Source organism: Streptomyces sp. NBC_00012 (assembly GCF_045040875.1).
In the GTDB taxonomy this organism is placed as follows: Bacteria; Actinomycetota; Actinomycetes; order Streptomycetales; family Streptomycetaceae; genus Streptomyces.
Genome location: NZ_CP108311.1, coordinates 75,506 through 98,696, shown reverse-complemented (window position 1 = coordinate 98,696; position 23,191 = coordinate 75,506). Strand labels below are relative to the sequence as shown.

Genomic DNA, 23,191 nt, shown 5'->3' with positions numbered 1-23,191 from the left:
GGCCGGAATCCGGGTGCGGGCCGTGGTGGAACGCCTTCACACCGAGCCGGTGCATGGTCTTGGATGCCTCCTTGAGCGGCTCCAGGAACGCTGACGGTCGCGGCGTGCGAAAGCGGATGCGGGCTCATCGTGACTGCACCCGTGGCCGGGGTGAGCACGCGTGCATCAGCTCGCCGGGCGGTGAACCACTGCTGCTCGTACGGTCGGACATGAGCGCCCTGACAGGACGGTGCTCCCGGGACGGCCCTGCGGCCACTTCGCACGTTCCGCAGGGCCAGCCCATCTTTCAGATGTGACCACCCGCCAGCACGGCAGCCGGCACCCGCAGCCCTTGAAGGCAAGGGCCCGATGCTGGTCGACGTGATCAACGGGACGAGGCCATATCGCATCGCTGCCCGTACACGCGATGCTGCCCCGGGTGATAGCGAACATGCCGGGATCGGCTGACCACCACACCGCCCTGCCGCCGGCGGGGCCGATCCGCGGTCGGCTGGACATCCGTGCGCTGTGCTGCTGCCGGCAGAGGGTGAGGTGGGGTATCAGCGGCTACGGGTGGGGGGGAGCCGCAGTCCGGGCGGATGTCGTCGCAGCGTCCTGACCTGCGCGGCTCCGGTCGATTGTCAGTGACGCCCTTTACAATCCGGCCGTGGCAATCGATATCCCTGAAGATCTGATCATGCTGGAACGTTCCGCCGTCGCGGAACAGGAGAAGGCGCGCGCCGAGCCGTACACCGCAGAAGGCTGGGCCGCGTGGCGTGAGGCTGCGGCGAAGTTCCAGGCCGCGGTGACCGCGCACACCGAAGCCGCGGGAGTATCCCGGTCCGAGCTGGAGATGGCCGTGAAGAAGGCTGTCCTGCACCCGGAGCCGGAAGGCGACGGCTGACACACGTCCGCCCGCTCCCGGGCGCTGTTCCAAGGGGTGGGTGTCGGTGCTGGGCCGCCGTGACAGCCGGGCCGGGCCGCAGATGGCCCCGCCGACGGGTGATGCGGCGGGATCCAGACCATGGACGAAGCCGACGGCAGGCTCAACAGGACTAGAATCGAACTTATGTCCGATAATCCGTCGCGCCTGGTCATGCTGCGCTTCCTGAAAAGAGTGCAGGAGCAGCAGCTTGCCCAGACCGATCGTTGGATCGCCGACGAGGAGCGCCGGGAGGCTGAGCGGCTTCAGGGTGAGGAGCGACGGCCATCCGCCCCGGAGTGGGTGATGGAGCTCAGCATCGGCCTCGGCGCGCGCGCCATCGAGGTGCATGCCGGGTACTGCTATGCCATCGGGAAGCGTCACCGGCCGATCAGTCGCGAGCAGGCCCTCGCCGCTCTCGCCGAGGGGATCCGGGCGTGCGCGCACTGCCGACCGGACACTGAGCTCGGAGTGCTGTGAGCAGCAGTCCGGCGCACGCTGGAGGGATGAAGTCGTCCACGGCCTGTCCCGTTGTGGCGGGCGGAGGGTCGCCGTCAAGGGGAAGGTCGTCGGGCTCGCCCGTAACGACAGCGACCTGGTCGAATTCCTGAGGCGGGCCGGGCTCGATGATGCCTGGGAACTTGTCGACGACCCGCACTGGATCGAATGGCGCGGCGCACAGGTGCGAAGCAGCGCCGTTCACCTTGCCGGTCAGGGACTCAGCCCGTCCCGCCGTCCCTCCGGCCGGCGGGACGGGCCATCGGGAGTGCGGTCCAGGGGCTGGAGCTCATCGGCTCGGGCGGGGTTTCGCGCAGATCCGCTACCCCGGCGGCGACCGCGACGGTGAGCTCGGCCTGGGCGACGGCTACGGCGTCCGGGGCCGCCGGGGTAGCCGTGTTGCAGTGCTTCGGCCGAGGCTATGCGGCGAAGCCGATGTTGGTGACGTACTCGTACTGCCCCCACTGGGAACCGAGGTCCGGGAGGATGTCGGTGGTCCATGCGTCGTCCAGACTCTGGTCGTCACCGGCCGCCCATGCCTCGACGATGCGGTTCCAGCCACGGACGTTCATCGTCCGGTACTCCACCACCCGTTGCAGAGGCCTCGCCACCTGCGACTGGTTCAGCGGGTGGATCTCCACCCTGGTCCCGCGCCCGTCACGGTTGAGACGGGCCAGGAGATGCCGGGCCACATTACGGCGGCGCACCGTCCGGTAGGCGGCGTCGATGCGTTCCAGGTTGGCCTTCGACGGCCGGCGCTTGCCCTCCAGCCACGCCTGCAGCGTCCGGTCGGCCACGGTCAGGCCGGCATCCTTGGCGGCAGCACGGCTGTGGTCGGTCTTCGTCAGGTAGTGCAGACGGGCCATCAGGCCGCGCTTCACGGTGACCGGGGTGACGATGCCGCCCGCGAGGTCGTCGAGCTGCCTGATGACAGCGTCGCTGCCCTTGATGCCCCGGGCGCCGAACTTCCCGAAGTCGATGTTCCTCTCCGGCACTTCGCACCCTTCCGTCCAACTCCGTTGCCTGAAACGGTAGTTGAGATTCTACTGTATGCATGCCTATCAGCAGTTATGTGAAGCTTTCCTCTGGCGATCAACGCCTTGCCTGACAGCTGAAGCGCCCAGAACGCCGCACGGCCCCCTTCTCGATGGCACAGCCCTCCCCTTCCGCCCTGCCCCGGCCCGAGAAAGGGAGCTGAGATATGCGGGGCCTTACGGGACGGGGTACGGAGGTACCGGAGCCGCTCGGCCCTCCAGGGCCGAGCGGCGGAACCTGCCACCGGCACCAGCCACGCCCCCACGCCTTTTGAACGTCACGGCCAACACCACCCGAGATCAGTACCGCTGATACCCCCTACGATCCTCACGACTCCGCCAAGCCGCACGCGAAGCCTCCTCAGCCCCGTTCGCGGGCCGACGCGCAGCAGTTGGTGGGCCGCCGGCGGATGGATCCTCGGCCTCGCCTGCAAGGCCGCCGCCTGTCGCTGCATGCAGCGGTTGGAGGGGCGCGGCGCCGACCCCCTGGGGCGCGCCTCTAAAGATCAGATAGGAGCGAAGCTGTGACCTGCGACAACGCGAAAGTTCTATTCCCCTGCACGCATAGATCTCGGTCGTACGGCCCGAGTTCTATGCGCCCTAGCCGACTAGATCGACCCTGACTAGGGACACGCCCGAGGTGAATGGATCTCACGCATAACATCACCCATGAGGTATGTTATGCGCGTGATGATCATGGAGGAGAGCTAGTGGCCCAGTCCTTGCGGAGCCGTGCGCAGACGTCGTCGAAGACGTCGCCGCTGGTTCCGGTCCCGGCACCCGAGCGGGACTCCGTCAATGGCCTGGAGTCCGCTCGTGACCTGCTGAATCAGTTCCAGGAGCTGGCGAAGGGCGGGTCACTCAGCTACGAGCGGCGGCGGCGCCCCTATTCGTTCTACGGGGGGAACCACTCCAGCGTGTCCGACGCGCTGCAGGCGAACCTGTGGAAGTTCCGGCTGACGACGGTGGCGCGTGACGTGCTGGACTACATGGTCACGCATCACGACAAGCAGGCCCTGGTGGAGACGACGCAGGCGAAGCTGGGTGTGCACTTCGGCTGCTCGCAGACGAAGGTCAGCAAGGCCATCGGGCAGCTCTCCAGCCACAACTTCACCTGGAAGGAGAAGCGCGGGCTGTACCGCCTCAACCCGCTCTACGCTTATGGGTGGGGGAGCGACAACCAGCGGGTGTTGGTCGTGTCGCTGCAGAAGGTTCTGTTGGCGCACCAGATCGAGATTCCGACGGTTCGGAAGAAGGAGACCTCGTGATGAGCACTGTCGCTGGATTCCACAATCCGCAGCTGTTCGAAGTCCTGCCGAATGCCTGCCTGTCGGCCACGGCGCGTGACATTTTCGACGTGCTGACCGCTCGCCAGGAGCCCGGCGGCCTCGTGCACATCCGTCAGCAGGAGCTCGCCGAGCGCCTCGGTCTGTCGCAGTCCGCAGTCTCCCGAGCTATCGGTCAGCTACGCGACAAGGGCATCATCAGCGAGCGGCAGCGCAAGGGCACTCTGCTGATCCACCCGCTTCTGGCCGGCTACGAGTCGCTCGCCCACATGACCAACCACCTCAAGGCCCCGGACACGCACGTGTGGCCGATCAACTTCCCCACCGGTGACATCCGTCCCCCGCGGGTACGTGACGTCCGCACCGGCACCGACTTCGACCCCGACCCAGACGGCGGCGAGGACGCACCCACCCCCGAGGCCCGGCCCACGCTCCGGCTAGCCGGCTGAACTGCCGCCGCACGTCACGCACCACGACGGCGCCCCTCCCGGGAGGGGCGCCGTCGGCTGCTAGGCAGGCGGAAACCTTCTGGCGGGCCTGGCTGGTGAGCTCGATGACCTGGCCAGCAGGAGTCTTGGCTTTCCCATCGTCCGGTGCTTCTTCAACACGTATTCCTTTGATCGTCGTGGTCTTGTCCAACGATCAGTCGCTCTGCCCGATGCGCCCGTGTCCGGACCTGCTGTACGACGCCCGCGCCAACCCGCCTACGCCCAGCACCGCAAGGGTTCGTACGGAGCGTCGAGTTGCCTCGTCCGCGTGGGGCGGCCGGCCAACGCGGTTCTCCACGCTGGGGCCCGTACATTTGCAAGTGGTCCGGAGTCAGCTGCAATGACTCTGGACCACCTGTCTGTCTGGGGTGTTGCTTTTTGGGGTCAGGCGTCGTCTGCTCGGTCTCGTTCGCACGGGTCGCACATCGGTACGCGCCTGTCCGTGTCGAGTTCCCAGGCGAACGGGTCTCGCCTGATGGTCACGTCCGGCTTGTCCTCGTTGCAGAATTCGCAGTTCACAGTGCCTCCTTGCGGGCCGTTTGGATCAGAACCAGTGAGGGCGGTAGGCACCGCCGGCCCGGGTGGGGCAGTCATCGCCGGGCTTGAGCGGCAGTCGGCCGGCCTGGTACGCGGCGTCGATCTCCTTGGCGGTCAGCTCGCGTTCACCGACGGCGTCGAACTGCCACAGCCGCGACTCGACTTCCTTCCAGCTGTCTGGGGCGATCTCGTAGACGCGTCGCACGGTGCCGTCCACGGCAACGATGGCGTATCTCGCCTCGGCCCGGACCTGCTTGCCGACGGGCCACCTGCCCCTGTCGTTGCCGTACTGCTCGGCGCCGCCGACTTCCCCGACGCGGACGCGCGGGTCGTCGGCGTACTCGCGTACCCGGTCGCGGCGGGAGATGACCACGGCAACGTTCTCGCCCTGCCGGAGGTGGCCCCACCGCTTGGTGACGGCCTGGCGGGTGACTCCCAGGGCCTCGGCAATCTCATCGACGTCCGCCCCGTGGTCCAGGGCAAACAGCGCATCCTGCTCGGTCAAGAGGTCGACGTACCCGGCGAGGTGCTTAAGGACCCGGAGCCGGGTCAGCCGGACCGCCTGCGTGCGCTCGTCGCCGTGGTCGACGTCGTACGGAGTGAGCGGCGGTTCCCCGCCCCTGAGTCCCGCGAGGGTTCGGCCCCAGTCCCAGGTCAACTCGTCGACGGCCAGGTTCAGGCGGCCCCGGTCATTGCCGTCCATCGGACGGCCCTTCATCTCTTCCCGCATGGACGCAACCCTAGTAATCCCCTTTCATGATCACAAGGGGGGATCACCAAGGTTGCATCCTCACCAGGAGGGATCCCGGCTGGGAGCACCACGATTCGAACGTCTGCTCTAATAAGTGAGTGACGTCATTCCGTTTTCCCAGCGACCTGGTCGATCTCAGGCGCCGGCAGATCCGCATCTACAACCAGCTCGCCCGCCGCCCCGACAGCGGGGCGGCGGAGCTGCGGCGGGAGCTGATCCGGCTGTCGTGCCTGATCAGTGCCCACCCGTACTGGGCGGAGAGTGGCTGGAGCATGGCGGGCCGGGTCGAGCTGGTGCGGGCGGCCCGGAGCGGGCCGGACGGAGTCCGGGAGGTGGTTGTGCGGTGGAACGGCGAGGAGTTCGTCGTCACCGAGCCCGAGGAGTGTTCCCGAGCGGGTGGGAGGCCGCCGCGGCGGGGTTATCCACAGGGCCCGGCAGGGGCGGCGGGCATGTCGTAGCGTGCTGCCTCTGTCGATCACCAGGGGGCTCGGGATGTGTGACGTCCGGCTGGAGTGGCTCGCTGCCGAGGTTATGGACGAACTGCCGTCCGCCGAGGCGCGGACGGCAGTACAGGCCCTGCTCGCCGATGTCGCCGGGCATCCGGGCCGGTGGCCAGCGCCCGGCGGCGAGGAGATCGCCCACTCCTTCGGAACTTGGTGCTGGATCTCGTACGTGGCCTACGCGGGCGGCCTGGAAGTACGCGACATCGGCTGGGCTTGGTAGTCGTAAGGCGAAGCGGGGCCGCTCTGGAGCGATGCGGCGAAGCCGATGCTGGTGACGTACTCGTACTGCCCCACTGCGATCCGAGGTCGACGATGACGTCTTCCCGGGAGCCGTCCGGGCCCTGGGTCGCCGGTTGCCCAGGCCTCGACGATGCGGTCCCAGCGGCGGACGTTCATCGCGCGGTACTCCACCACCCGCTGGAGCGGACGGGGCACCTGGGCCCGACAGACGTTGTACCGCTGGCGGGCCGGCGCCTCCGAGGCAAACAAAGAATCCGGGGGCGACGCGGGAAGTCCGCGGCGCCCCCGGATTCTTTGCTTCTTTCAGGCTCCGCCGTCCCGGCGGGCTGCCTCTGCCAGTGTCTCCGCCAGCTCTCGGGTGGCGTGGCTTCGTACACGACAGTGAGCAGCGTTTTGACAGCAGTTCGGGAGGCGCTGCGGAGGCTGGCCCGCGTCGAATGTTCACGGCTTTGAGCAGCAGCTCGGGGGCGTAGGTGAGGTCGGCCGTCTGCCGCTTCCAGAGGGGCTGGGCAAAAACGCTGGCTACGGGGCAGGTGGTCCGTCGTGGCGGCACCGTTGCCGGGTGCCAGACCCGTGATCCGTGTTGCTGCTCAAAGCCGTGAACATCGGTATCGCCGCCGCGCAGGTGCCTCCCGCAACGGTGAACAACTGCTGACGCGAGTCGTGAACAAAGCCAGGTGGCGCGCTCCTGCTCTTCGAGCTGGCGGCGGAGCTGTTCCTGGAGTTCCTGGTCGTCCATGGCTTGTCCTTTCCGGTGCTTCGAGGATTTCTTGGAACCTTGCGGTGGGCTGGGGCTAGCTCCAATACCGTTCAGTTAAGTGCTTCTGGGTTATCGTGGGGGATGCCGCGTTCTGGTTGGGTGAAGCCGTCGTCTGATGTCCGGTTGTCGGATTTGGTGTCTGTGGGGTTGCTGACGCGGGTGTTTCCCGCGGATGTGGTTGACGCGGTGATCGAGGAGGCGGGGCGTACCGAGCGGCGTCACCGGTCGTTGCCCGCACGGGTGATGGCGTACTTCTCGATCGGGATGGCGCTGTATTCGGATGGCTCCTACGAGGATGTGTTCGCGCAGCTCACGGACGGGCTGTCGTGGGCGTCGGGGTGGTCGGAGTCGTTCACGCCGCCCTCGAAGTCGGCGATCTTCCAGGCCAGGTCTCGTCTGGGGTTCGAGCCGGTGCGGGATCTCTTCGCTCGGGTTGCGCGTCCGCTGGCGGGGCCTGGCACGCCGGGGTCGTGGCTGGCCGGGCGTCGCCTGGTGGCGATCGACGGGACGTGCCTGGATGTGGCAGACACGGCAGCCAACGCGGAGTTCTTCGGGCGGCCCGCTTCCAGCCGGGGGGAGCGGGCCGCGTTTCCGCAGGCCCGCCTGGTGGCATTGGCGGAATGCGGCACCCATGTGGTCTTCGACGCTGCCACCGGCCCGTGCAGCGTGTCGGAGATCGAGTTGTCCCGGCAGCTCGTCGGGCGGCTGGAGCCGGGCCAGCTGGTCCTGGCAGACCGGGGCTTCTACGGGTTCCGCCTCTGGCAGCAGGCCGCGGCCACGGGTGCGGATCTGCTCTGGCGAGTGAAGACGAACCTGCGGCCCCGGTATCTGGAAACCCTGGCCGATGGGTCCTGGCTGGCCCGGATCGTCCCGACGTCGGGCACGAACCGGGCCACGACGGAGCCGCTCACGGTCAGAGTGATCGACTACACGGTCGATGACGGCCGGGACAACGCCGAGGAGTACCGGCTGTTGACCACGATCCTCGACCCTGCCGAGGCCGGCGCCGAGGACCTCGCAGCCGCCTACGCCCAACGGTGGGAGATCGAGACCACCTTCGACGAGCTGAAAACCCACCAGCGCGGGCCCCGCGCGGTACTGCGCTCGAAAGCCCCCGACCTTGTCCAGCAAGAAATCTGGGGACACCTGTGCTGCCACTACGCCATCCGCACCCTGATGGCCGACACTGCCGCACTCTCCGGCCACGACCCCGACAGAGTTTCCTTCGTCAAAGCCCTCCGCATCGCTCGCCGTTCAGTCGCGCAGAGCGCATTTCCCCCCTCCGGGCGCTGACGCAGCCGACGCGATCTGGCATCACGCCATCCGATGGCTCACCCAACACCTCAACCCAACACGCCGAAAACGCTCACACCCCCGAGTCGTCAAACGCAAAGTCCTGAAATGGGCCGCGAAACGCTCCCACCACACACACTGGCCCCAGCCCAAACACAGCCCCCACATCACCATCCAAGCCACTAACTGAACGGTATTGGGGCTAGCTCAGGCCGGTGACGGCGAGGGCGGCGACTGCCAGAGCAGTGACATGGGCGACCTGATCGACATAGGGAGCACCACTGCCGTGCTTGGCGAACTCGGTCTGGCGCATGAGCTTCATCCATGTCGGTAGGTTCCGATATTCGGGCGTGCGGAATAGGGCAATGAGGCCCATGCCTCCAGCTCGACCGGGACACGGTGCCACAGGAGGCACAGGGGGCCGGAGCCTGCTGTCCCTGGGCTACTCGGTAGCGTCCTTCTGGTGAATCTCAACCTCTTCAACGATGTGCCCGACGGCCTGACTCGACGAGCTCGATCGTTCGTCCAAGTGCACGGAGTCAAAGTCGACGTCAGGCACGTCGAGGACCACAGACAGTGGTGGCTTGAGCGAGACATCCCGGCGGCGGTCATCGACCGGATGGCGGCTTATGAGGAGCGCTGGGGCGGTCTGGTCCTACCACCCGCATCTCGGTACGACGGCGGCCCGAGGTACCTCGAAGCAGACTCCCCTGAAGGCTCTGAATCTGAAGGTTGGTGGTTCGAGGCTGGGATGCAGAGGAGCGCGGTCCCGTACAGGTTCACGATCGGGCCGTCTGGCGAGTTCGGCATTCACTCAGGTCAGTGGGTGCCTCTCCATGCCACCGTCGAGGGCTGGGTGGAGTCGCTCGCGCTGACCCACCACGCGTCCATGTGGGCGGAGCAGATCATCAAGGTCACCGGCGACGATGTCGATGGCATCGTGCTGGACGGGTTCGAGCCGGTGCGCGAAGTGATGGGACTGGCCGACACCTGGTGGCGAGGAGCCGACTCGCTGGTGGCGGTCTATACAGGTGAGGCCGAGACCCTCTCCTTTCCGCGGGGCCGCACCGCGTTGATCTATTCCGGCTTGGATGAGTGGGGCCTGCGAGGAGGCGTCAAGGACAGCACCAGCTGAGGACATCAGGAGTGATCCAGAGTCTCGCCGGCGTCTGATCGGCGGGCCACCTCGGCTGCGTAGGCGGTTCTGACGGCTCCGGCTGCCCATCGGTCGGCAGCGGCGGGGCTGATGCCGAGGAGCCGTTCGAGGACGCCCGCCGGCATCGTGGTGCAGATGTCGAGCAGGGCCGCGCAACGACCGGACTCGGAGGGAAGCCCGATCTTCCGGAGTCGGGCAAGGAGCTGTTTGCTGGTCAGGTGCTTCCCCGGCTGCTGGGTCGGGAAGAGCCAGGGTGCGTTGGACTCGTTCGCCATCACGGTGTTCTGGTGATCGTCGGCGATGTCGACGATTCGGAGGACCAGGGTGTCCAGGGGCGACGGCAGCCTCAACGGGATCTCGTGGAGTTGAAGGGCGACGCCCTTGTCGTCCTGGATGACGTGTGCGGTGGTCAGACGGCACGTTCGGGCGGGGGTCTGGCCATAGAGCAGAACCATCAGCCCGGCGACGCGGTCCTTGGTCTCGATCGAGTCGTCGTTGAGGAGCCGACGGGCGATGCTCCAGCGTGCGTCGGCGTCCAGCGGGAGGTGGGAGACACGCCGGGGGCGGGCAGGGATGCTGATGTTGAAGGCGAACTTGCTGCGGACCGCCCAGGTGACGAACGGGTTTGCGGTGTAGGGGCCTTGGTGGTCTTCTGAGGTGAGCCAGAGGTCGATATGTGCTTGCTGGCAGGTGGCCAGTGTCTCGCCCTGGTCCTTGATCCAGTCGAGCAAGGCGATGGCCTTGACGATCTGGGTCTGGATGATGTCGGCCGCTTGGGCGGATATCGGCTTGCCGCGGGAGCGTCGCCTCAGACGTGCGATGCGGTCCCAGCGGACGAACGCGGTGATCAGCTTGCGGTCCTCGGCGTCGTCAATCGTGGCGATCTTCCGATCGATCCACTGTTCCAGCCGGGCCATGTACTCGTCGCGGACGGGCAAGATGCCGGCGGAGACGAGGACGGCGCGGAAGTAGTCGAGGGCCATGTCCTTCTGCCCGGCCCTGCGGGCATCGAGGGCCTCGTGTGTGAGGTCCCGGCAGGCCGCCGACCACGGCTACATCCTCGCCCTCCCTCGCCTGGCCGAGATGCGGGAGAAGGCCGGGGATCGGGACGGCGCCGAAACCCTCTACCGGCAGGCCGCCGACCACGGCGACAGCTTCGCCCTGCTTCACCTGGCCGAGGTGCGGGAAAGGGCCGGGGATCGGGACGGCGCCGAAACCCTCGCCCGGCAGGCCGCCGACCACGGCAACACCGACGCCCCGCTCCACCTGGACGCGATGCAGAATATCTTCAACGGGCTGTGGCCCTATGGCCTGGACCCGGATGGCACACCGACATCACCCTGGTAACCGTCCGTGTCCGTTGAACGGAGGGAACACGTACCGCCGGGCCCGTCGTAGGGATGCCGCCGTTTGCGGCTGGTGACGATCCTGCTGGGTACGGAATAAGCCAGCAGGATCGGTGACAGAGTTCTTACCGGAACCCCATCTCGTGGGCCGAAGGCGGGACCAGGCGGTCGCGGCGCGGAGGCCGCCCGACCTGTCCGGTGATCAGGGGAGTACCTCGGAGCGCATTGTCGTGACTCACGCTGCATGTACGCGGGGCGGGCAGCTCAGTGACGTGTGCCCCAGGGGTACAAACGCAAGTCGCCCCGGGCGGGAGACCCGGGGCGACTGACTGGCGCTCAGAGAGGTGTACAGGGTGCTCCAGGCGGCGAAGCCGATGGTGGTGACGTACTCGTACTGGCCCCGCTGCGGCCGTTCGGCGCGACCCTCTCCGGGGCAGGTGTGGTCTCCAGGCGGTCCAGGCGTTCGTAGAGGGCGCGGACGAGGCGGGCGCGGTTCTGGGCGCAGCGCGCGGTGCCTTTCAGTTTCGCGGACAGCCGGCCTTCCGCCTCGGCCAGGACGATGTCGGCGAGTGCCCGGGGGCCGCTGTTCTTGGGGAATTGGTCGGCGCGGTGGCGGACGTCGGAGGCGATGGCGCGGGCGTGGCCGGTGAGCTGGAGTGCGATCTGCTCGTAGTCGCGGGTCGTGAGCGTGTCTTCGCCGGTCCAGGCGAGGACGGCTTTGACGAGGCTTTCGTACGGCTCACGGTCGAGTGGGAGCCCGGCTTTGATCAGTCCTTCGGGGTCGTACAGGACCGTGTGTGTGCTGGGGTGCATGGCGGGCCTCGCTGCCGGGGGGTGTCTCGCGCGGGTGGCCGGCGGTCACCGCTGGATGTCCTCGCCGCCGTCGGCTCTTTCGTCCTGGTCCTCGGTCCGCTGGGCGAGGAACCGTGCGTAGCCCCGGTCCGCGCGGGCCAGCAGGGCCGGGGAAGGAACGCCATAGGCGGGCGAGGTGAGGCCGCGGCCCTCCGGGGCCGGGGCGGTGATGTCGGTGTGTGCGCGCATGCGGCCCCGCCTCTCCGGCTGATGGTCCGTCGGTGCCTTCGACGCTACGCAGCTACAGGCCGCGCCCTCAACCAAGTTGCGAGATATTGCAGAGGTTCACTCCAGGGCGTCGATCGCGGCCCGGATCAGGGCGCGGGCGGCGTCGCCGTACACGGCCATCTCCGCGAGGCCGGCGAACGCCTTCGCGTAGTCGGCGATCTCGCGCGGCTGCGTCACCTTGATCTCCGCTGTCAGCGTCTCCACCACGGCCATGGTGTCGTCGTGGACGTAGAACGCCTCCAACGGCCAGACGGTGCGCTTCGCGGTGAACGGGATGATGCCGAGCGAGAGTGACGCGAGCGGCATCACGGCCAGGAGGTGGCGCAGCTGCCCGCGCATCGCGTCGGGGTCGGCTGTTTGGTAGCGCAGGACGGATTCTTCCATGAGGACGACGTAGCGGTGGCCGCCCTCGTAGAGGAAGCGGGAGCGGGCGATGCGGGCGGCGACCGCTTCGGTGACGTCGTTGGGGGTGCCCTGGAAGGCGGTGATCTGTTCCATGAGGGCGGTGGCGAAGCCGGGGGTCTGGAAGAAGCCCGGCGGCACGTTGGAGACGTAGACCCGGCAGATTCGGGTCTGCTCATGAAGGGTGGTCCAGTCCTGTTGGACCTTGCGCATGCCGTTGCGGTGCAGGCGGCGCCACTCCAGGTACATGGAGTCGACGGCGCGGGCGGTGGCGATGAGGTCGTCGGCCTGGTCGTTGGCGCCGCACGCCGAACACCAGGTGCGGATGTCGGTGTCCGAGGGCGGGGCGTCGCCCTTCTGGATCCTGGTCGTCTTCGCGGGGTGCCAGCCGCACCGGGCGGAGAGTTCCTTCCCGGTGAGGCCGGCGTCCTTGCGCAGGTGCTGCAAACGCACGGCGAGCGCCTCGCGGGCGGCCTGGGCGCTGGAGGAGGGAGAGGCGGTCATGGTCGCGGGCAGTCCAGGGGTTCAGACGGTGAACTTCTCGTGGGGAACACCGCGTTCCCAGACGGTCTCGAACGCGGTGGAGCACAGCGCGGCCGCGGTGGGGTCGTCGGTGCGTTCCTTCCCGTCCGTCGCCCAGTCGCCGGTGCCGGTGAAGTGGTGGAACTGCACGACGCGGCCGTCCAGGAGCCAGAAGTCGTTGCCGGGCAGCGGGATGTCGCTCGCGTGGCGGCGGGGCAGCCAGCGCACGTCCTCTCCGGCCTGGAGGTTGAGCGGGGTGATGGCGTGCTCGTAGCGGATGTAGTCGGTGACCGGCTCGGAGACGATTCGGGCGCGGCGCATCACTACGCCGCGGGCGACTGCCTCCTGGACGAGCGGCATCCACTGAGGCCAGAACGAACGGGCCGGATCAAGGTTCGGGACGCCGGTGCGCAGGAAGTCCTCGAAGTCGTCCGTCTCGTCGCCCACCGCGTAGACGTCGCGCATCTCCAGATGGACGGCGCTGCGGTGGGTGGCCTCGAGGAGGTCAGCGAACGTCGCGCTGTTCAGCAGCTCGTTCCGCCGCATCGCACGCCTCCCTCACGATCGACACCATGTGGGCCGGAATCCGGATCACCCGCTCGTGCGGGGGGATCCCGACCTTGTGGCCGGGCACCCACTGGGTGGAGCCGACCTCGGTCTTGAGGAGTGCGTCGGCCTCCTCACCCTGGAAGATCAGATCCGAGCTCTCTTCTTCCACCCACACCGTCGGCGATCCCTCGCCTCCGGTGTTCGGGTCGATCCCGACGAACCGTAACGTCATCGCGTACTCCCGTGTCGAGTCGGTTGCGCTTAGTTGCGTGATGACCGTCCCGCGCACCGGCACCCTCGGTCAAGGCCGCGGCTCCCAGCTCTCCTTCGTCAGGGCCGCTGGCGGAACCAGCCGCGGCCCTGGTCCGGCTCCTAGTTGTCCTCCGGCTCTGGCGGCGCGGCGGCCTGGAGCGGGCGGCTTCGGCGCGGGTGACGTCGTCGGCGTGGCAGGTGCCGCGCACGAACACGTCACCGGCGCTCCAGGCACCCCTGTGCGCGGTGGTCTCCTCCCAGCGCTGGTCGGTGAATTTAAACGCAAAAAGCCCTGTCCCCCGGCTCAGGCCGGGGGACAGGGCTTTGGTGTGCCGGGGGCAGATCCAGGGTGCGGATGCTGGCGGCGGTCACGGGTGCAGCTGGGGGGTCACAGGGCGGTGATCGGGACGGCGCCGGGCTCGGGGCCGTCCCGATCACGGCGCCCGGCGGTGCAGCCGCGTCCCGATCCGGTAGCGGAGCGAGGCGTGCTCCTCACTCTTCTGGATGGCGTCTGCGAGCAGGTCCTCTTGATGCTGTCCTCACGGAAGGTCATAGGGCTCTCGCTCCTTGCGGGTGGAGGGTGCGGGCAGCCCAGAGCAGGCTCATCGGGTCGGCTCTGTTGCGGAGGCGGCCGGCTCGTCGATGTAGAGCCCCGCTGGCTGCGGGGCCGCCGTGGCTCGACTTCGGCCTCGTGGCTACCGGGGGCGCTTGGCGGTGAGCAGCGCGAGGGCCGCGGCCGCCGTGTCGGTCAGGGTGGTGCACACCGGTACGCCGAGGCGGCGAGCTACGTAGATCAGGTACCTGTTGCGCTCCGGGTTGGGGCAGTCGGGCGGGCAGCCCAGCACTGCCCTGCCCGTCGGCGCGTCCAGGCCGAACTCCACGTTGGTGGTCATGCCCGGCATGGTGTGCAGGTCGCGGGGGATCCAGAACAGGATCGCCGTGGCTGCCGCGCGGGCCTCGGTCTCCCAGTCGACCTGGGTCTCGTAGCGGTCGGCGCGCAGGCCATGGCGGGACTCGGGGCTCAGGACGGTCAGCGGCCGGTCGCCGGTCCACTGTTCGGCCAAGGCACGGACGGCGTCGGGCCGCCAGGACGGAACAGGTGTGCTCTTGTCCGGGGTAGGGCCGGCGAGGAAGACGGAGGGGTTGGCGGGCAGGGGTTCGCGGGCCATGATCAGGTGGATGTTCACTGGTGCTCTCCGTTCTCGGCGGCGGCGCGGGCGGCGTGCTGCGGGGTCCAGGGCAGGGGCAGGCCGTCACCGGTCTTGCGGGGCACGATGTGAACGTGCAGGTGGAAGACGGACTGGGTGGCCTCGGGGCCCTTCGAGGTGATCAGGTTCGCGGCGGGAAGCTCGGCCATCAGCTCGGCGGCGCGGCGCATCACCTCGGCGGTAGTCTCCGGGTCGGTGCCGGCGTCCTCCACATGGACGCGTGGCAGGACCATGACGTGGCCCTCGGTGCATCCGCCGCTGCGCGGGCGGACCGCGATGGCGTCGGGCCATTCGCGGACGATGACTGCCGGGATCTCTTGGGCGACGATGGCGCAGAAGGTGCAGGTCTTCATTCAGGACTCCTTGGTCCGGTCAATGACTCTGTGGCGGCCGCCCACGCGTCCGATGACAATGTGGCGGGGGCCGGCGGGTTCGCGGGGCGCCGGGGTGTTGAGGACAACGCCATGGGGGTGGCCAGCGGGGAGCCACCCCAGGACGGTGTCGTGATCACGTGCTGCCGTTCTCCCAGGCGTCGATCAGGTCGCTGATCGCGTCAGGGCCGACGGCCTCGCCGACCCAGTGGCCGGACGCGGTGAACACCGGCACCGGGTCCTGATCGGCGTCGAAGACCGCCGCGTAGTTCCCCCAGCGCTCAAGTACAAGGCCGTACAGCACAGGGGCTGGGGCGGCCTCCAGGACTTCCAGGGCGTCGACGGCGAAGTGGGCCGGGGTGGTCGGGTCGTCGGTCTGGACGACGATGCCTGTGACGCGCAGCAGGTCGCCGGGCTGTATCTCGCGCAGGAGTACGTCGGCGATGCGCGGGTCGACGGTGCTGCAGGCGTAGACGGTGTCGGGGGCGTCGGGAGCGGCCTGGTCCGCGTCGGCGGAGGAGTGGATCAGGTCGAACTTCGCGGTTCCCCAGCTGGTGCCGGGGACCGGGATCGCATCGACGTAGCCGTCGATGGCGAGGTGCATGGTGTCCATCAGCTTGCCTCCGCCAGGGGGTTGGTAGGGCGAGGGGGACGGGGTCGGGTGGTGTGCTGCGCACTGAGCAGGAGTTCGCGATTACGCCGCTGCTGCTCCGGGGTGATCGGCCGGGGCTTCGGGCCCAGGCGGTGCCAGAGCGGGGAAGCGGGCGGCTCGGGATAGGCAAGGGTGCGGTTTGCGTCGTGCTGTGGGGTGCTGCTCACGGGGACCTCCGCGGGAGGGGGCAGGCGTGGTCGTCGTCGCGCCGACGCTTGGCCTGGACGTCGGAAGCGAACCGGCCGAGGCGGCGGGCCTCGGTGGGATTCGCGGCAATCCAGGCCTCGGCGCAGCTCTTGTGAACGGGCTCCCCGGAGTGGGAGCGCATCGGCGTGGCCTTGTCGCACAGCGCGCAGGGGTGGTCCTGCCAGTGGTCGAAGTGCCGGGCGTCGCGCCAGTCCAGCAGGTCGCCGGGGACCGGGATCAGGCCCGGCTCCCACAGCGGCGTCTTGCTGCTCCTGCGGGTCATGGCCGCAGGTGGGGCAGCTGCTGGAGGACGTGGTCCACGAGATCCTGCGTCGGCTTCCAGGCCGGGAGCGCCCCAGTGGCGGGCACGGGCAGCGGCAGTTCGTGGACATCGGCGAGGACCAGGTGGTGAACGTCGCGCTGCGCCCACGGGCTGCTGCAGCGTTCGGGTCCCTGGTCGGGGTGGCAGTCGGTGAGCCGGGCGACGCCGATGACCGCGCCGCGGTGGAGCTCGCGGCCGCGGATCGCGGTGGCGACCAGCGGGTCACGCAGCAGGCGGGGTCCGGCTTGGCCTTTCCGGCGTGGAGGAGGACCCAGCCGCGCCAGGGCCAGTTGGCCGGGCGGTTCTCCGTGCGCTTCCCGGCGAGGATGCAGGTGGCCCAGGGCTGGCGGATCGTGATGCCGCGGATCCAGTCGCCGTCTTCGAGTTCGTTGCTCATGCGGCACGCTCCAGCAGTGCGGCGCCCCGGCGGCCGGCGCGGCGTCCGTTGACGGTGGGCGTCTCCAGGTCCTCGATCTCCGCCCATCCGTACTGTCCGGAGTGCTTGGTGCGGTACATGGAGGCGTCGGCGCCGCGCAGCAGGGCGGGCAGGGCGTGGATGCCGAGGTAGTCGGGGACGGCGGTGCCGACCGACGCGGCGACGGCGAGGGGCCCTGTCTCGGTGGGCACGGGCTCGTGCAGCACGCCCATCAGCTCCGTCAGGCGCTGCTTCATCGCGTCCTCGCGGGCCCGGGTGTCCACGCGGGTCGCGACGGCGAACTCGTCTCCGCCCAGGCGGCCGACGACTCCGTGCGGTCCGGCCCAGCGGGCGAGGCGTTCACCGGTCGCGGCGAGCGCGGCGTCGCCGGCGGCGTGGCCATGGCGGTCGTTCAGCCCTTTGAAGTGGTCGAGGTCGACCATGCAGAGCAGGGAGTCCTGACGGTGCCGGGCGAGTAGGCGCTGGGCGCGGCGCTCGAACGCGGCGCGGCGCTGGGCGCCGGTGAGCGGGTCGCGGCGCTCGGCAGCGAGGCGCCGGTGGAGCGCGAGCGCGTGAACGGTCCAGCCAGTGAGCGGGACCGCGAGGGTCGTGATGATGAGGGCGCGGCGTCCGAGCGGGGTCGCAACGCGCATGACGGGGTCCATACTTGGATCTCCCTCTCGTCTCGTACGGGATGGGTGAACCCGGGGCGGCCGACTGGTTTTCCGGCCTTCTACGGCCGTCCCGGGGCTTCTGATGCTTGAGGGACCACCGTGACCGTCCCGGCCTTCGCAGGCAGGGACGGCACGGAGCGTCCGTCAGACAGCAGCCGGAGCAGGGGCGTCGAGGTCGACGCCTCGCAGCGCGTCGAGGACGTACGGGTCGAAGCGGTGCTGGTGCTGGGCGGCGACGGCCAGGCCCACGGCGCGGGTGTAGGCGTAGTGCCGCACGCCGTGGCTGACGTCGAGGCCGGTGTGGGCGAGGACCTGGTCGACGGCGCTGCGCGCGAGGCCCTCGATCCAGGTCTGCGCGGCCGCCTCGCGGCGGCTGTGCGAGACCGAGCCCGCCACCGACTGCGCCCACTGGCCGCTACCGCTGGTGAGGCTGGCGCAGGTCTCCCACGTCCAGAGCCGTTGGCTCATGCCATCGGGGTCGGCGGTCCAGTCAGCGGCCCACCGGGCGGCGAGCTCGGGGATCTGGTGGTGAATGACGTCCAGGACGTCCCGGCCGCGGGCTCCGAGTGCCTGATGCGGATCGGTCTCCTCGATGACGCGGATCTGGTGGGCGAGCAGCCGGTAGGGGTAGTGGCGGGGGCTCCAGTTGCCGGTCTCGCCGACCGGTTCCACGATCCACAGCCGGATGGGCCAGGTGGCGGGCCAGATGCTGGTGTCTTCCAGGGCCTCGCCGGCGCGCTTGACCATGCGGAAGTACGAGAAGTCGCTTTCGTCGAACCAGCGGTTGGTGCAGGGGTTGGGGTGGTCGATGACGTCGCCGACGGCGGTGGCGAGGTTCACCGGGGTGCCGGCCTTGCGGGACATCTCGATGATGCCGTCGGCGGGGGTGGCGATGTACCAGGCGGCGGGCTTGCGGGTGCGTGACATGAGGTCCTCCCAGAATGGGTTGAGGTGGCCCGGGCGGGCGCCGGGCATTGGATGTGGAGGTGCGGAGCGGGCCGGGTGGGTCAGCGGCCGGCGCGGTGCTGGGTGTCGGCGAGGATGGCCCGGCCGTCGGGGTGTGCGGCAACGGCGGCTCGCAGCGCGTGCCACCAGGTGTTCGCGTACTGCTGGCGCTCTTGCAGGTCCCGCAGCTTCTGGACGAGGCGGCCGTAGCGGGCGGTGAGGGAGTCGCACAGGCATTCCGCGTCGGGGTCCTGGATCCGGGCCATGCACCCGGGTGCGAGGCAGAGCGTCCCGTCGGGGTCCATGAACCAGAAACACCCCGACGGAACGCTCTCGGGCGTCGTGGTCACCGGATTGTCGCGGGTGCCCGGTGCCGGCCTCGGCTGCTGAGACGGGGCCGGCCCGGGAACAGTGGGGCTCATGCCCGGACCGCGTCCGCGTACTGCTGCTCCAGGTCGGCGCGGCCTTCGGGGTCGTCCGGGCCGTGGTCGGTGCAGTACACGTCCGGGTCGGTGGCCAGGTCGCCGGTCAGGGCCCGCAGGAGGTCTGTGGCGGTGTGGACCGGGGCCCACGCCGCGCTCTTGCAGTCGGCGAAGACCGGGCAGGCCATCAGGACCTCGAAGCCGATGCCGCCCTCGCCGTCGGTGTCGGTGCGCAGAGCGAGGACCAGGCGGTCGGCGCCGAGCCGGAGTTCGGCGACGCGGTCGCCGCCCGCGAGCTGCGAGCCGTCGCGCCACCGCCACATCGGCAGGATTTCGGCACCGAAGCAGCGGCGCACCAGCAGCAAGTCACCCAGGCCGTCGCCGCCGTCCCAGCCGAGATCCGCGCGCCGGACGTCGCTGAGCCGTTGCAGCAGCGGCTGAAGGGGGTGGGTGGAGTCGGCGAACACGACGTGGTCGAAGCCCTCATCGCGCAGGCCGGGCACGGCGGCGACGGCTTCGGCGTGCTGGCGGCGTACGACGTCCTCGGGCACGTCCCGGTCCGGTGTCCGGGCAGTCTGGCGGTCGACACAGACGGAGACCGGCGGGGTGACCAGGAGCGCGACGGTGGGCACGCCGTAGGAGCGGGCGACCTGCAGAAGGCCGGCCCTGATGTGCTGCTCGGTGTTCGTGGCATCGATCACCGTGGTGCGCTTGCGGGCGAGGCGGGCCTCCAGCGCGCTGTGCATGATGATGGCCGCGGACAGGGTGGCCGACTGGTCACCGGCGTCGTCCGAGACCATCGCCCGGAAGGCGTCGAGCTCCAGGACCTGCGTGGTGGGCCGGGTGGAGGCCCACGTCGACTTGCCCGACCCGGCCGCGCCGATCAGGACCACCAGCGACGGGTCGGGAATCGTCGTGTCGACGGGCAGCGCGTTGTCCATGCGGAACGGCTTCATGAGGGTTCTCCCTGCGGGTCAAGAGCACGGGTGGCGTAGTAGGTCTGAAGGCCTGCGTTCTCGGTGATGAGCTCGGCGGCCTCGAACAGCGGGCACGACATCTCGCCGTCGTGGTCCGGCTCGATCCCGTTCGGCGGCCTGCGCGGCGACGGTGAGCAGCTGCGCGAGGGAGCCGAAGACGCCGTCCTGGCGGTGGTCCTCGTGGTGGAGCTCGCGCAGGATCTCCGCGAGCTCCTGGGCGTCGATGTCGGCGGTGAGGTCGTCCTCGAACTGCTGGAGGGCGAGCTTCGCGATCCCCGCGGAGGCGCGGACGCGGTCCAGGCGGGTGCGAGTCACCGGCGGGCGCCGGGACGGGTGGTGAGCCAGGTGGTAACGGCAGCGGCTCCGATGCCGATGGCGCGGTGGAGGGCCGCGTCCAGCTCCATCCACGCACTGCCCGGCCCGGTGAGCTCCTCAATGGCCTCGCCGTCGTCGTCGAGACGGACGGCCTGGCAGTGGTCGATGTAGCCGGTCTTGCCGGTCTTCTTCGCCAGCCACAGCAGTAAAGCGCCGCGGTCGATCGCGGCGTGAGTCGAGGCGTTGATGGCCGCGCCGGCGAGCAGCGCGGTCGGGGTGACGCGGTAGCCGAACGCGCGGGTGATCGCGATGGTCGCCCCGAGCTGCACGGCGGTGTACGACGCGACGTGGCAGGCCACGGCACGCCTGCCGAGGGTGCTGGTGGTCATGGTCGGGCGGGTGGAGTTGGGGGTGGCGGGGGAGCCGTCGGTGTGGACCAGGTCCTCGCCGTAGAGCCGCTTCCGCGAGGCCGTCTTGCTGCCCTGGACCCAGTGGTCACAGGCGGGATGCAGCTCGCCGAAGGTGGCCAGCAGAGTGCCGAACAGGGCCAGGCGCTCGGTGGTGATGGGCAGACGGGGCATGCTGGTGTTCTCCTGATCTCGAAGGGGTGAGGGAGCGGGGTGGCCGGCCCTTTGCCGATGCGCGGTCACCCGGCGGTCCCGGCCCCGGCCAAAGTGGCCGGGGCCGGGTCGTTCAGAACGGGCAGGTGGACCGGGGGCCTTCGAGGTCTCCGGCCGAGACGGCGGCCGTCGCGGATGTCTCTTCCGGGTCGTCGGCGTCCGCGGCCTTGCATTCCGGCGTGCAGTACCTACCGGCGGAGAAGAACGGAGCGCCGCACAGCGCGCACTCGGACTCTTCGCCGTCGCGGGCCTTGGACCAGTCGATGATCACGCCGGGGTCGATGCATGCCTCGCAGCGGCCGTCGTCCTGGTCCTGTACGCCGTAGCAGCCGTCGGCGCAGTTGTCCCGGTAGGTGCAGCTGCACTCCCGGCACAGGATCTTCGGGGCGGGCGCGGGTGGGGCCGGGGCGGTTGCGGTGGCGAGAGTGTCCCACAGCAGGCTGCTCGGGCCGAACTCCGGGTCGGTGAGGGTGATCTGGAGGGCGGGCGCGACCGCCTCCACGGCGTGGGGGAGACGCGGCCACATGGCGCTGATGTCGTCCAGGCCGAGGGCCTCGCCGAAGACATTGACGGCCTGGCCGTCGTGGGTGGTGACTGTGATGCCGTCGCCCGGCCCGTGCTGGGCGTCGAGGTAGTCGTTGAGGACAATCTTGAGTCCGGCGTTCTCGGCGGCGTCGACCAGGCGGCGGATGAGGATCGGATCGGTGGCGAAGCCCTGCACCGCGGCCCTCTGTCGCACCGTCCCGTCGGCGAGGCCGGCCTGTGCGGCCACGGCGAGGAACCCGGTGCGGTTGGCGGCGGCGAGGACCGCGGTGTGGTCGGCGAGCAGGGGGTGGGGGCGGTGGCCGGCGCGGTGGCCGGGCAGGTGGCGCACGGAACCTTCCCACCAGGCGGCGGCGAGGATTCCGAGGTCGGGCAGCGTGCGGGCTGCCATCCACCGCTTGCGGTCCGAGCGGCTCATCCAGGGCAGGTGCATGGTGCTTCCTCACACGAGGTCAGGGCGGGTGGGTCAGAGTGATTCCGGGCGGTCACCACCGGTCCGGTCAGCTGCGACGGCGGCGGGGGCCGGCGCCCTGGCGGGGGCGCTGGGGGATGCGCACGTCGCCGGACATGCTGTTGGCGCGCACGTCCAGGTCGTCGGTGACGGCCTGCTCGGTGGCGGTGACGGTGATGTCGCCGGACATGGTCTTGGCGGTGATGTCGCCGCCTGCGGTGGCGTGGACGCGGATGTCGCCGGACATGGAGTTGAGCTGGGCGGTGCCGCCGAAGTCGCGGATGGTGACGTCGCCGGACATGGTCTTGGCTTCCACGACGTCGGTACGGCCGAGCCGGATGTCGCCGGACTGGGTCTTGGCGATGATGTAGGGGGAGTTCTCCGCGTCGATTTCACCGGACTGTGTGCCTGCGGTGAACTGTTCGGTCTGGCCGGAGGCGCGGACAGCGCCGGACTGGGTCGAGGCTGAGACCGCGGCGAAGGTGCCCTCTGCGATGACATCAGCGGACTGGGTGCGGGCGATGACGGAGCTGCCCTCGGGCACCACGGCGACGATCTCGACGAGGGAGGCGCCCCGGACCGCGTTGACGGTGGCGCCGCTCTGGAACCGGAACCCGCTGCTGCCGAGGTTCAGGTCACCGTTGGAGACCATGACCATCGAGCCGTAGTTGTTCTGAACGCTCTGGACGACGCCGTAGTTGTCCCCGGCGATGAACGTGCCGCCCCCGCAGTTGATGACCGTGGCGCCGTTGATTCCGCCCTTGCCCTGGACGTGGGCGACCAGCGCGCTGCGGGAGTCCCAGCGCAGGTCGACGTCGCGGATGGCGTCGGCGGAGTCGCCAGTCTCATCGGCGGTGCGGATGGTGATCTCGGCTGCCTTGCGGGCGGGGTCGGTGCGGACGGTGACGATGCCGCCCGCGCCCAGGAGTTCGGTGTCGATCAGGACGGGGCCGGGCTGCTGGGCGGTGAGGGTGCGAGTGGGCATGGCAGATCTCCTCTGCTGGTCGGGTGATGCGGTGAAAGGCGGAAAGGAGCCCCGCTGTCAGGCGGCCGGCGTGATGTAGGAGCCGGAGTGAGTTGGTGTTCTCACCCGGTGCACACCCACCATGCTGTAAACGAGTTTCTTCTGTCAACGGGTTTACAGAAGAAAGGCGTTGACAGGTGACGATCGGGGCTTGATCCTCGAAGGCATGACGAATACGCAGCCCGCCGAGCACGTCGGCGTCACGGAGATCGGAGAGATGCTGACCGTCAGCCGCCAGCGGGCCAACAAGCTCGTGGCCAGGCCGGACTTCCCCGCGCCCGTCGCCCAGACGAAGGCCGGCAGGGTGTGGGCACGGGAGGCTGTCGTGAGGTGGGAGCAGGGCTGGGACCGTACGAACATCGGCGGTCGGCCCCCGAAGGGCTCCGCCCAGGAGTAGGTCAGCCCCTGCGGGCTTCCGTGTAAGAAATTCCGCAGGCACCACGTACACGGTGCGCCGCACGGGACTTC

The 23,191-nt window shown here is 69.3% G+C and carries 30 protein-coding genes and 2 pseudogenes; 10 read left to right on the top strand and 22 right to left on the bottom strand.

Annotated features, from left to right (window positions below; genetic code table 11):
* Positions 1–646 precede the first annotated feature (646 nt).
* Both OHA19_RS44910 and OHA19_RS44905 read left to right on the top strand, forming a co-directional pair.
* Complete coding sequence (locus OHA19_RS44910; protein ID WP_331734551.1) at positions 647–883, top strand: hypothetical protein; 237 nt, start codon at positions 647–649, stop codon at positions 881–883.
* A 120-nt stretch (positions 884–1,003) separates the two neighbouring features.
* Positions 1,004–1,381: a DUF6233 domain-containing protein gene (locus tag OHA19_RS44905; protein ID WP_331734548.1), complete on the top strand. Its 378-nt coding sequence runs from the start codon at positions 1,004–1,006 to the stop codon at positions 1,379–1,381.
* 437 nt (positions 1,382–1,818) lie between these two features.
* Here the strand turns inward: OHA19_RS44905 and OHA19_RS44900 are convergent, their stop codons facing one another.
* Complete coding sequence (locus OHA19_RS44900) at positions 1,819–2,394, bottom strand: transcriptional regulator (RefSeq protein ID WP_331734546.1); 576 nt, start codon at positions 2,392–2,394, stop codon at positions 1,819–1,821.
* Positions 2,395–3,143: 749 nt separating this feature from the next.
* On the opposite strand from OHA19_RS44900, the gene OHA19_RS44895 reads away from it, so the two are divergent.
* Positions 3,144–3,701 carry a hypothetical protein gene (locus OHA19_RS44895; RefSeq protein WP_405723044.1) on the top strand — a complete coding sequence of 186 codons (558 nt, stop codon included), beginning with the start codon at positions 3,144–3,146 and terminating at the stop codon, positions 3,699–3,701.
* On the top strand, positions 3,701–4,168 hold the full coding sequence (locus OHA19_RS44890; protein WP_331734541.1) for a helix-turn-helix domain-containing protein: 468 nt from the start codon (positions 3,701–3,703) through the stop codon (positions 4,166–4,168). Before OHA19_RS44895 ends, OHA19_RS44890 begins: the two co-directional genes overlap by 1 nt.
* Before the next feature lie 583 nt (positions 4,169–4,751).
* Here the strand turns inward: OHA19_RS44890 and OHA19_RS44885 are convergent.
* Positions 4,752–5,474: a hypothetical protein gene (locus tag OHA19_RS44885; RefSeq protein WP_331734540.1), complete on the bottom strand. Its 723-nt coding sequence runs from the start codon at positions 5,472–5,474 to the stop codon at positions 4,752–4,754.
* Positions 5,475–5,593: 119 nt separating this feature from the next.
* Here OHA19_RS44885 and OHA19_RS44880 point away from each other — a divergent pair, with 119 nt between their 5' ends.
* Together OHA19_RS44880 and OHA19_RS44875 are read left to right on the top strand one after the other, a co-directional pair.
* Complete coding sequence (locus OHA19_RS44880; RefSeq protein WP_331734538.1) at positions 5,594–5,953, top strand: hypothetical protein; 360 nt, start codon at positions 5,594–5,596, stop codon at positions 5,951–5,953.
* A 34-nt stretch (positions 5,954–5,987) separates the two neighbouring features.
* Positions 5,988–6,218 carry a hypothetical protein gene (locus tag OHA19_RS44875; RefSeq protein WP_331734537.1) on the top strand — a complete coding sequence of 77 codons (231 nt, stop codon included), beginning with the start codon at positions 5,988–5,990 and terminating at the stop codon, positions 6,216–6,218.
* Between the two features lie 32 nt (positions 6,219–6,250).
* On the opposite strand, the pseudogene OHA19_RS44870 reads toward OHA19_RS44875, so the two are convergent.
* Positions 6,251–6,442: pseudogene (locus OHA19_RS44870) on the bottom strand (transcriptional regulator); the annotation flags it as partial.
* Positions 6,443–7,079: 637 nt separating this feature from the next.
* Between OHA19_RS44870 and OHA19_RS44865 the strand changes: the two are divergent.
* Both OHA19_RS44865 and OHA19_RS44860 read left to right on the top strand, forming a co-directional pair.
* The gene (locus OHA19_RS44865) at positions 7,080–8,291 is read left to right on the top strand and encodes an IS4 family transposase (RefSeq protein WP_331734825.1); all 1,212 of its coding nucleotides are present in this window, start codon (positions 7,080–7,082) and stop codon (positions 8,289–8,291) included.
* 463 nt (positions 8,292–8,754) lie between these two features.
* On the top strand, positions 8,755–9,426 hold the full coding sequence (locus OHA19_RS44860) for a hypothetical protein (protein WP_331734533.1): 672 nt from the start codon (positions 8,755–8,757) through the stop codon (positions 9,424–9,426).
* A 5-nt stretch (positions 9,427–9,431) separates the two neighbouring features.
* Here OHA19_RS44860 and OHA19_RS44855 read toward each other — a convergent pair whose 3' ends face one another.
* Entirely contained in the window at positions 9,432–10,430 is a 999-nt protein-coding gene (locus OHA19_RS44855) for a hypothetical protein (RefSeq protein ID WP_331734532.1), read from the bottom strand.
* Positions 10,431–10,470: 40 nt separating this feature from the next.
* Here OHA19_RS44855 and OHA19_RS44850 point away from each other — a divergent pair, with 40 nt between their 5' ends.
* Positions 10,471–10,794 carry a hypothetical protein gene (locus tag OHA19_RS44850; RefSeq protein WP_331734529.1) on the top strand — a complete coding sequence of 108 codons (324 nt, stop codon included), beginning with the start codon at positions 10,471–10,473 and terminating at the stop codon, positions 10,792–10,794.
* Between the two features lie 335 nt (positions 10,795–11,129).
* On the opposite strand, the gene OHA19_RS44845 is transcribed toward OHA19_RS44850, so the two are convergent.
* The 18 genes and pseudogenes from OHA19_RS44845 to OHA19_RS44760 all read right to left on the bottom strand — a co-directional run bounded on the left by OHA19_RS44845 (position 11,130) and on the right by OHA19_RS44760 (position 22,684).
* Complete coding sequence (locus OHA19_RS44845; RefSeq protein WP_331734527.1) at positions 11,130–11,606, bottom strand: DUF6415 family natural product biosynthesis protein; 477 nt, start codon at positions 11,604–11,606, stop codon at positions 11,130–11,132.
* 45 nt (positions 11,607–11,651) lie between these two features.
* A complete protein-coding gene (locus OHA19_RS44840; RefSeq protein ID WP_331734525.1) occupies positions 11,652–11,834 on the bottom strand; it encodes a hypothetical protein in 183 nt (60 codons plus the stop codon).
* Positions 11,835–11,930: 96 nt separating this feature from the next.
* Entirely contained in the window at positions 11,931–12,779 is an 849-nt protein-coding gene (locus OHA19_RS44835) for a helix-turn-helix transcriptional regulator (RefSeq protein ID WP_331734523.1), read from the bottom strand.
* Positions 12,780–12,800: 21 nt separating this feature from the next.
* On the bottom strand, positions 12,801–13,343 hold the full coding sequence (locus tag OHA19_RS44830; RefSeq protein WP_331734521.1) for a DUF6879 family protein: 543 nt from the start codon (positions 13,341–13,343) through the stop codon (positions 12,801–12,803).
* Positions 13,303–13,578 carry a hypothetical protein gene (locus OHA19_RS44825; protein WP_331734694.1) on the bottom strand — a complete coding sequence of 92 codons (276 nt, stop codon included), beginning with the start codon at positions 13,576–13,578 and terminating at the stop codon, positions 13,303–13,305. The genes OHA19_RS44830 and OHA19_RS44825 overlap by 41 nt, the downstream gene beginning before the upstream one ends.
* A gap of 715 nt (positions 13,579–14,293) precedes the next feature.
* The gene (locus OHA19_RS44820) at positions 14,294–14,767 is read right to left on the bottom strand and encodes a nucleoside 2-deoxyribosyltransferase domain-containing protein (protein WP_331734692.1); all 474 of its coding nucleotides are present in this window, start codon (positions 14,765–14,767) and stop codon (positions 14,294–14,296) included.
* 14 nt (positions 14,768–14,781) lie between these two features.
* Positions 14,782–15,159, bottom strand: coding sequence for an HIT domain-containing protein (locus OHA19_RS44815; protein WP_331734519.1), 378 nt, complete (start codon positions 15,157–15,159; stop codon positions 14,782–14,784).
* A gap of 154 nt (positions 15,160–15,313) precedes the next feature.
* Complete coding sequence (locus tag OHA19_RS44810) at positions 15,314–15,790, bottom strand: hypothetical protein (RefSeq protein WP_331734518.1); 477 nt, start codon at positions 15,788–15,790, stop codon at positions 15,314–15,316.
* A gap of 202 nt (positions 15,791–15,992) precedes the next feature.
* Positions 15,993–16,298 carry a hypothetical protein gene (locus OHA19_RS44805; RefSeq protein ID WP_331734515.1) on the bottom strand — a complete coding sequence of 102 codons (306 nt, stop codon included), beginning with the start codon at positions 16,296–16,298 and terminating at the stop codon, positions 15,993–15,995.
* Positions 16,295–16,734: pseudogene (locus OHA19_RS44800) on the bottom strand (hypothetical protein). The gene OHA19_RS44805 and the pseudogene OHA19_RS44800 overlap by 4 nt, the downstream one beginning before the upstream one ends.
* Positions 16,731–17,405: a GGDEF domain-containing protein gene (locus OHA19_RS44795; RefSeq protein ID WP_405723035.1), complete on the bottom strand. Its 675-nt coding sequence runs from the start codon at positions 17,403–17,405 to the stop codon at positions 16,731–16,733. The pseudogene OHA19_RS44800 and the gene OHA19_RS44795 overlap by 4 nt, the downstream one beginning before the upstream one ends.
* 165 nt (positions 17,406–17,570) lie before the next feature.
* Complete coding sequence (locus OHA19_RS44790) at positions 17,571–18,353, bottom strand: hypothetical protein (RefSeq protein ID WP_405723032.1); 783 nt, start codon at positions 18,351–18,353, stop codon at positions 17,571–17,573.
* Between the two features lie 80 nt (positions 18,354–18,433).
* Positions 18,434–18,721 carry a hypothetical protein gene (locus tag OHA19_RS44785; RefSeq protein ID WP_405723029.1) on the bottom strand — a complete coding sequence of 96 codons (288 nt, stop codon included), beginning with the start codon at positions 18,719–18,721 and terminating at the stop codon, positions 18,434–18,436.
* A gap of 68 nt (positions 18,722–18,789) precedes the next feature.
* Positions 18,790–19,749: an ATP-binding protein gene (locus OHA19_RS44780; RefSeq protein ID WP_331734811.1), complete on the bottom strand. Its 960-nt coding sequence runs from the start codon at positions 19,747–19,749 to the stop codon at positions 18,790–18,792.
* Between the two features lie 18 nt (positions 19,750–19,767).
* Positions 19,768–20,085, bottom strand: coding sequence for a hypothetical protein (locus OHA19_RS44775; protein ID WP_331734508.1), 318 nt, complete (start codon positions 20,083–20,085; stop codon positions 19,768–19,770).
* On the bottom strand, positions 20,082–20,666 hold the full coding sequence (locus tag OHA19_RS44770; RefSeq protein ID WP_331734507.1) for a hypothetical protein: 585 nt from the start codon (positions 20,664–20,666) through the stop codon (positions 20,082–20,084). The genes OHA19_RS44775 and OHA19_RS44770 overlap by 4 nt, the downstream gene beginning before the upstream one ends.
* Positions 20,667–20,778: 112 nt before the next feature.
* A complete protein-coding gene (locus OHA19_RS44765; RefSeq protein ID WP_331734504.1) occupies positions 20,779–21,681 on the bottom strand; it encodes a DUF6919 domain-containing protein in 903 nt (300 codons plus the stop codon).
* Between the two features lie 67 nt (positions 21,682–21,748).
* On the bottom strand, positions 21,749–22,684 hold the full coding sequence (locus OHA19_RS44760) for a DUF4097 family beta strand repeat-containing protein (RefSeq protein ID WP_331734502.1): 936 nt from the start codon (positions 22,682–22,684) through the stop codon (positions 21,749–21,751).
* 205 nt (positions 22,685–22,889) lie between these two features.
* Here OHA19_RS44760 and OHA19_RS44755 point away from each other — a divergent pair, with 205 nt between their 5' ends.
* Positions 22,890–23,120, top strand: coding sequence for a hypothetical protein (locus OHA19_RS44755; protein ID WP_331734500.1), 231 nt, complete (start codon positions 22,890–22,892; stop codon positions 23,118–23,120).
* The last annotated feature ends 71 nt before the right edge of the window (positions 23,121–23,191 follow it).

Excerpts from the sequence above, each read along its gene's own strand:
- OHA19_RS44780 (WP_331734811.1), bottom strand. The coding sequence starts at position 19,749 with ATGAAGCCGTTCCGCATGGACAACGCGCTGCCCGTCGACACGACGATT.
- OHA19_RS44825 (WP_331734694.1), bottom strand. The coding sequence starts at position 13,578 with ATGACGTTACGGTTCGTCGGGATCGACCCGAACACCGGAGGCGAGGGA.
- OHA19_RS44830 (WP_331734521.1), bottom strand. The coding sequence starts at position 13,343 with ATGCGGCGGAACGAGCTGCTGAACAGCGCGACGTTCGCTGACCTCCTC.
- OHA19_RS44805 (WP_331734515.1), bottom strand. The coding sequence starts at position 16,298 with ATGACCCGCAGGAGCAGCAAGACGCCGCTGTGGGAGCCGGGCCTGATC.
- OHA19_RS44755 (WP_331734500.1), top strand. The coding sequence starts at position 22,890 with ATGACGAATACGCAGCCCGCCGAGCACGTCGGCGTCACGGAGATCGGA.
- OHA19_RS44815 (WP_331734519.1), bottom strand. The coding sequence starts at position 15,159 with ATGAAGACCTGCACCTTCTGCGCCATCGTCGCCCAAGAGATCCCGGCA.
- OHA19_RS44770 (WP_331734507.1), bottom strand. The coding sequence starts at position 20,666 with ATGCCCCGTCTGCCCATCACCACCGAGCGCCTGGCCCTGTTCGGCACT.
- OHA19_RS44760 (WP_331734502.1), bottom strand. The coding sequence starts at position 22,684 with ATGCCCACTCGCACCCTCACCGCCCAGCAGCCCGGCCCCGTCCTGATC.
- OHA19_RS44865 (WP_331734825.1), top strand. The coding sequence starts at position 7,080 with ATGCCGCGTTCTGGTTGGGTGAAGCCGTCGTCTGATGTCCGGTTGTCG.
- OHA19_RS44845 (WP_331734527.1), bottom strand. The coding sequence starts at position 11,606 with ATGCACCCCAGCACACACACGGTCCTGTACGACCCCGAAGGACTGATC.
- OHA19_RS44875 (WP_331734537.1), top strand. The coding sequence starts at position 5,988 with ATGTGTGACGTCCGGCTGGAGTGGCTCGCTGCCGAGGTTATGGACGAA.
- OHA19_RS44885 (WP_331734540.1), bottom strand. The coding sequence starts at position 5,474 with ATGCGGGAAGAGATGAAGGGCCGTCCGATGGACGGCAATGACCGGGGC.
- OHA19_RS44905 (WP_331734548.1), top strand. The coding sequence starts at position 1,004 with ATGGACGAAGCCGACGGCAGGCTCAACAGGACTAGAATCGAACTTATG.
- OHA19_RS44790 (WP_405723032.1), bottom strand. The coding sequence starts at position 18,353 with ATGTCACGCACCCGCAAGCCCGCCGCCTGGTACATCGCCACCCCCGCC.
- OHA19_RS44855 (WP_331734532.1), bottom strand. The coding sequence starts at position 10,430 with ATGGCCCTCGACTACTTCCGCGCCGTCCTCGTCTCCGCCGGCATCTTG.
- OHA19_RS44835 (WP_331734523.1), bottom strand. The coding sequence starts at position 12,779 with ATGACCGCCTCTCCCTCCTCCAGCGCCCAGGCCGCCCGCGAGGCGCTC.
- OHA19_RS44820 (WP_331734692.1), bottom strand. The coding sequence starts at position 14,767 with ATGGCCCGCGAACCCCTGCCCGCCAACCCCTCCGTCTTCCTCGCCGGC.
- OHA19_RS44810 (WP_331734518.1), bottom strand. The coding sequence starts at position 15,790 with ATGGACACCATGCACCTCGCCATCGACGGCTACGTCGATGCGATCCCG.
- OHA19_RS44840 (WP_331734525.1), bottom strand. The coding sequence starts at position 11,834 with ATGCGCGCACACACCGACATCACCGCCCCGGCCCCGGAGGGCCGCGGC.
- OHA19_RS44765 (WP_331734504.1), bottom strand. The coding sequence starts at position 21,681 with ATGCACCTGCCCTGGATGAGCCGCTCGGACCGCAAGCGGTGGATGGCA.
- OHA19_RS44890 (WP_331734541.1), top strand. The coding sequence starts at position 3,701 with ATGAGCACTGTCGCTGGATTCCACAATCCGCAGCTGTTCGAAGTCCTG.
- OHA19_RS44795 (WP_405723035.1), bottom strand. The coding sequence starts at position 17,405 with ATGCGCGTTGCGACCCCGCTCGGACGCCGCGCCCTCATCATCACGACC.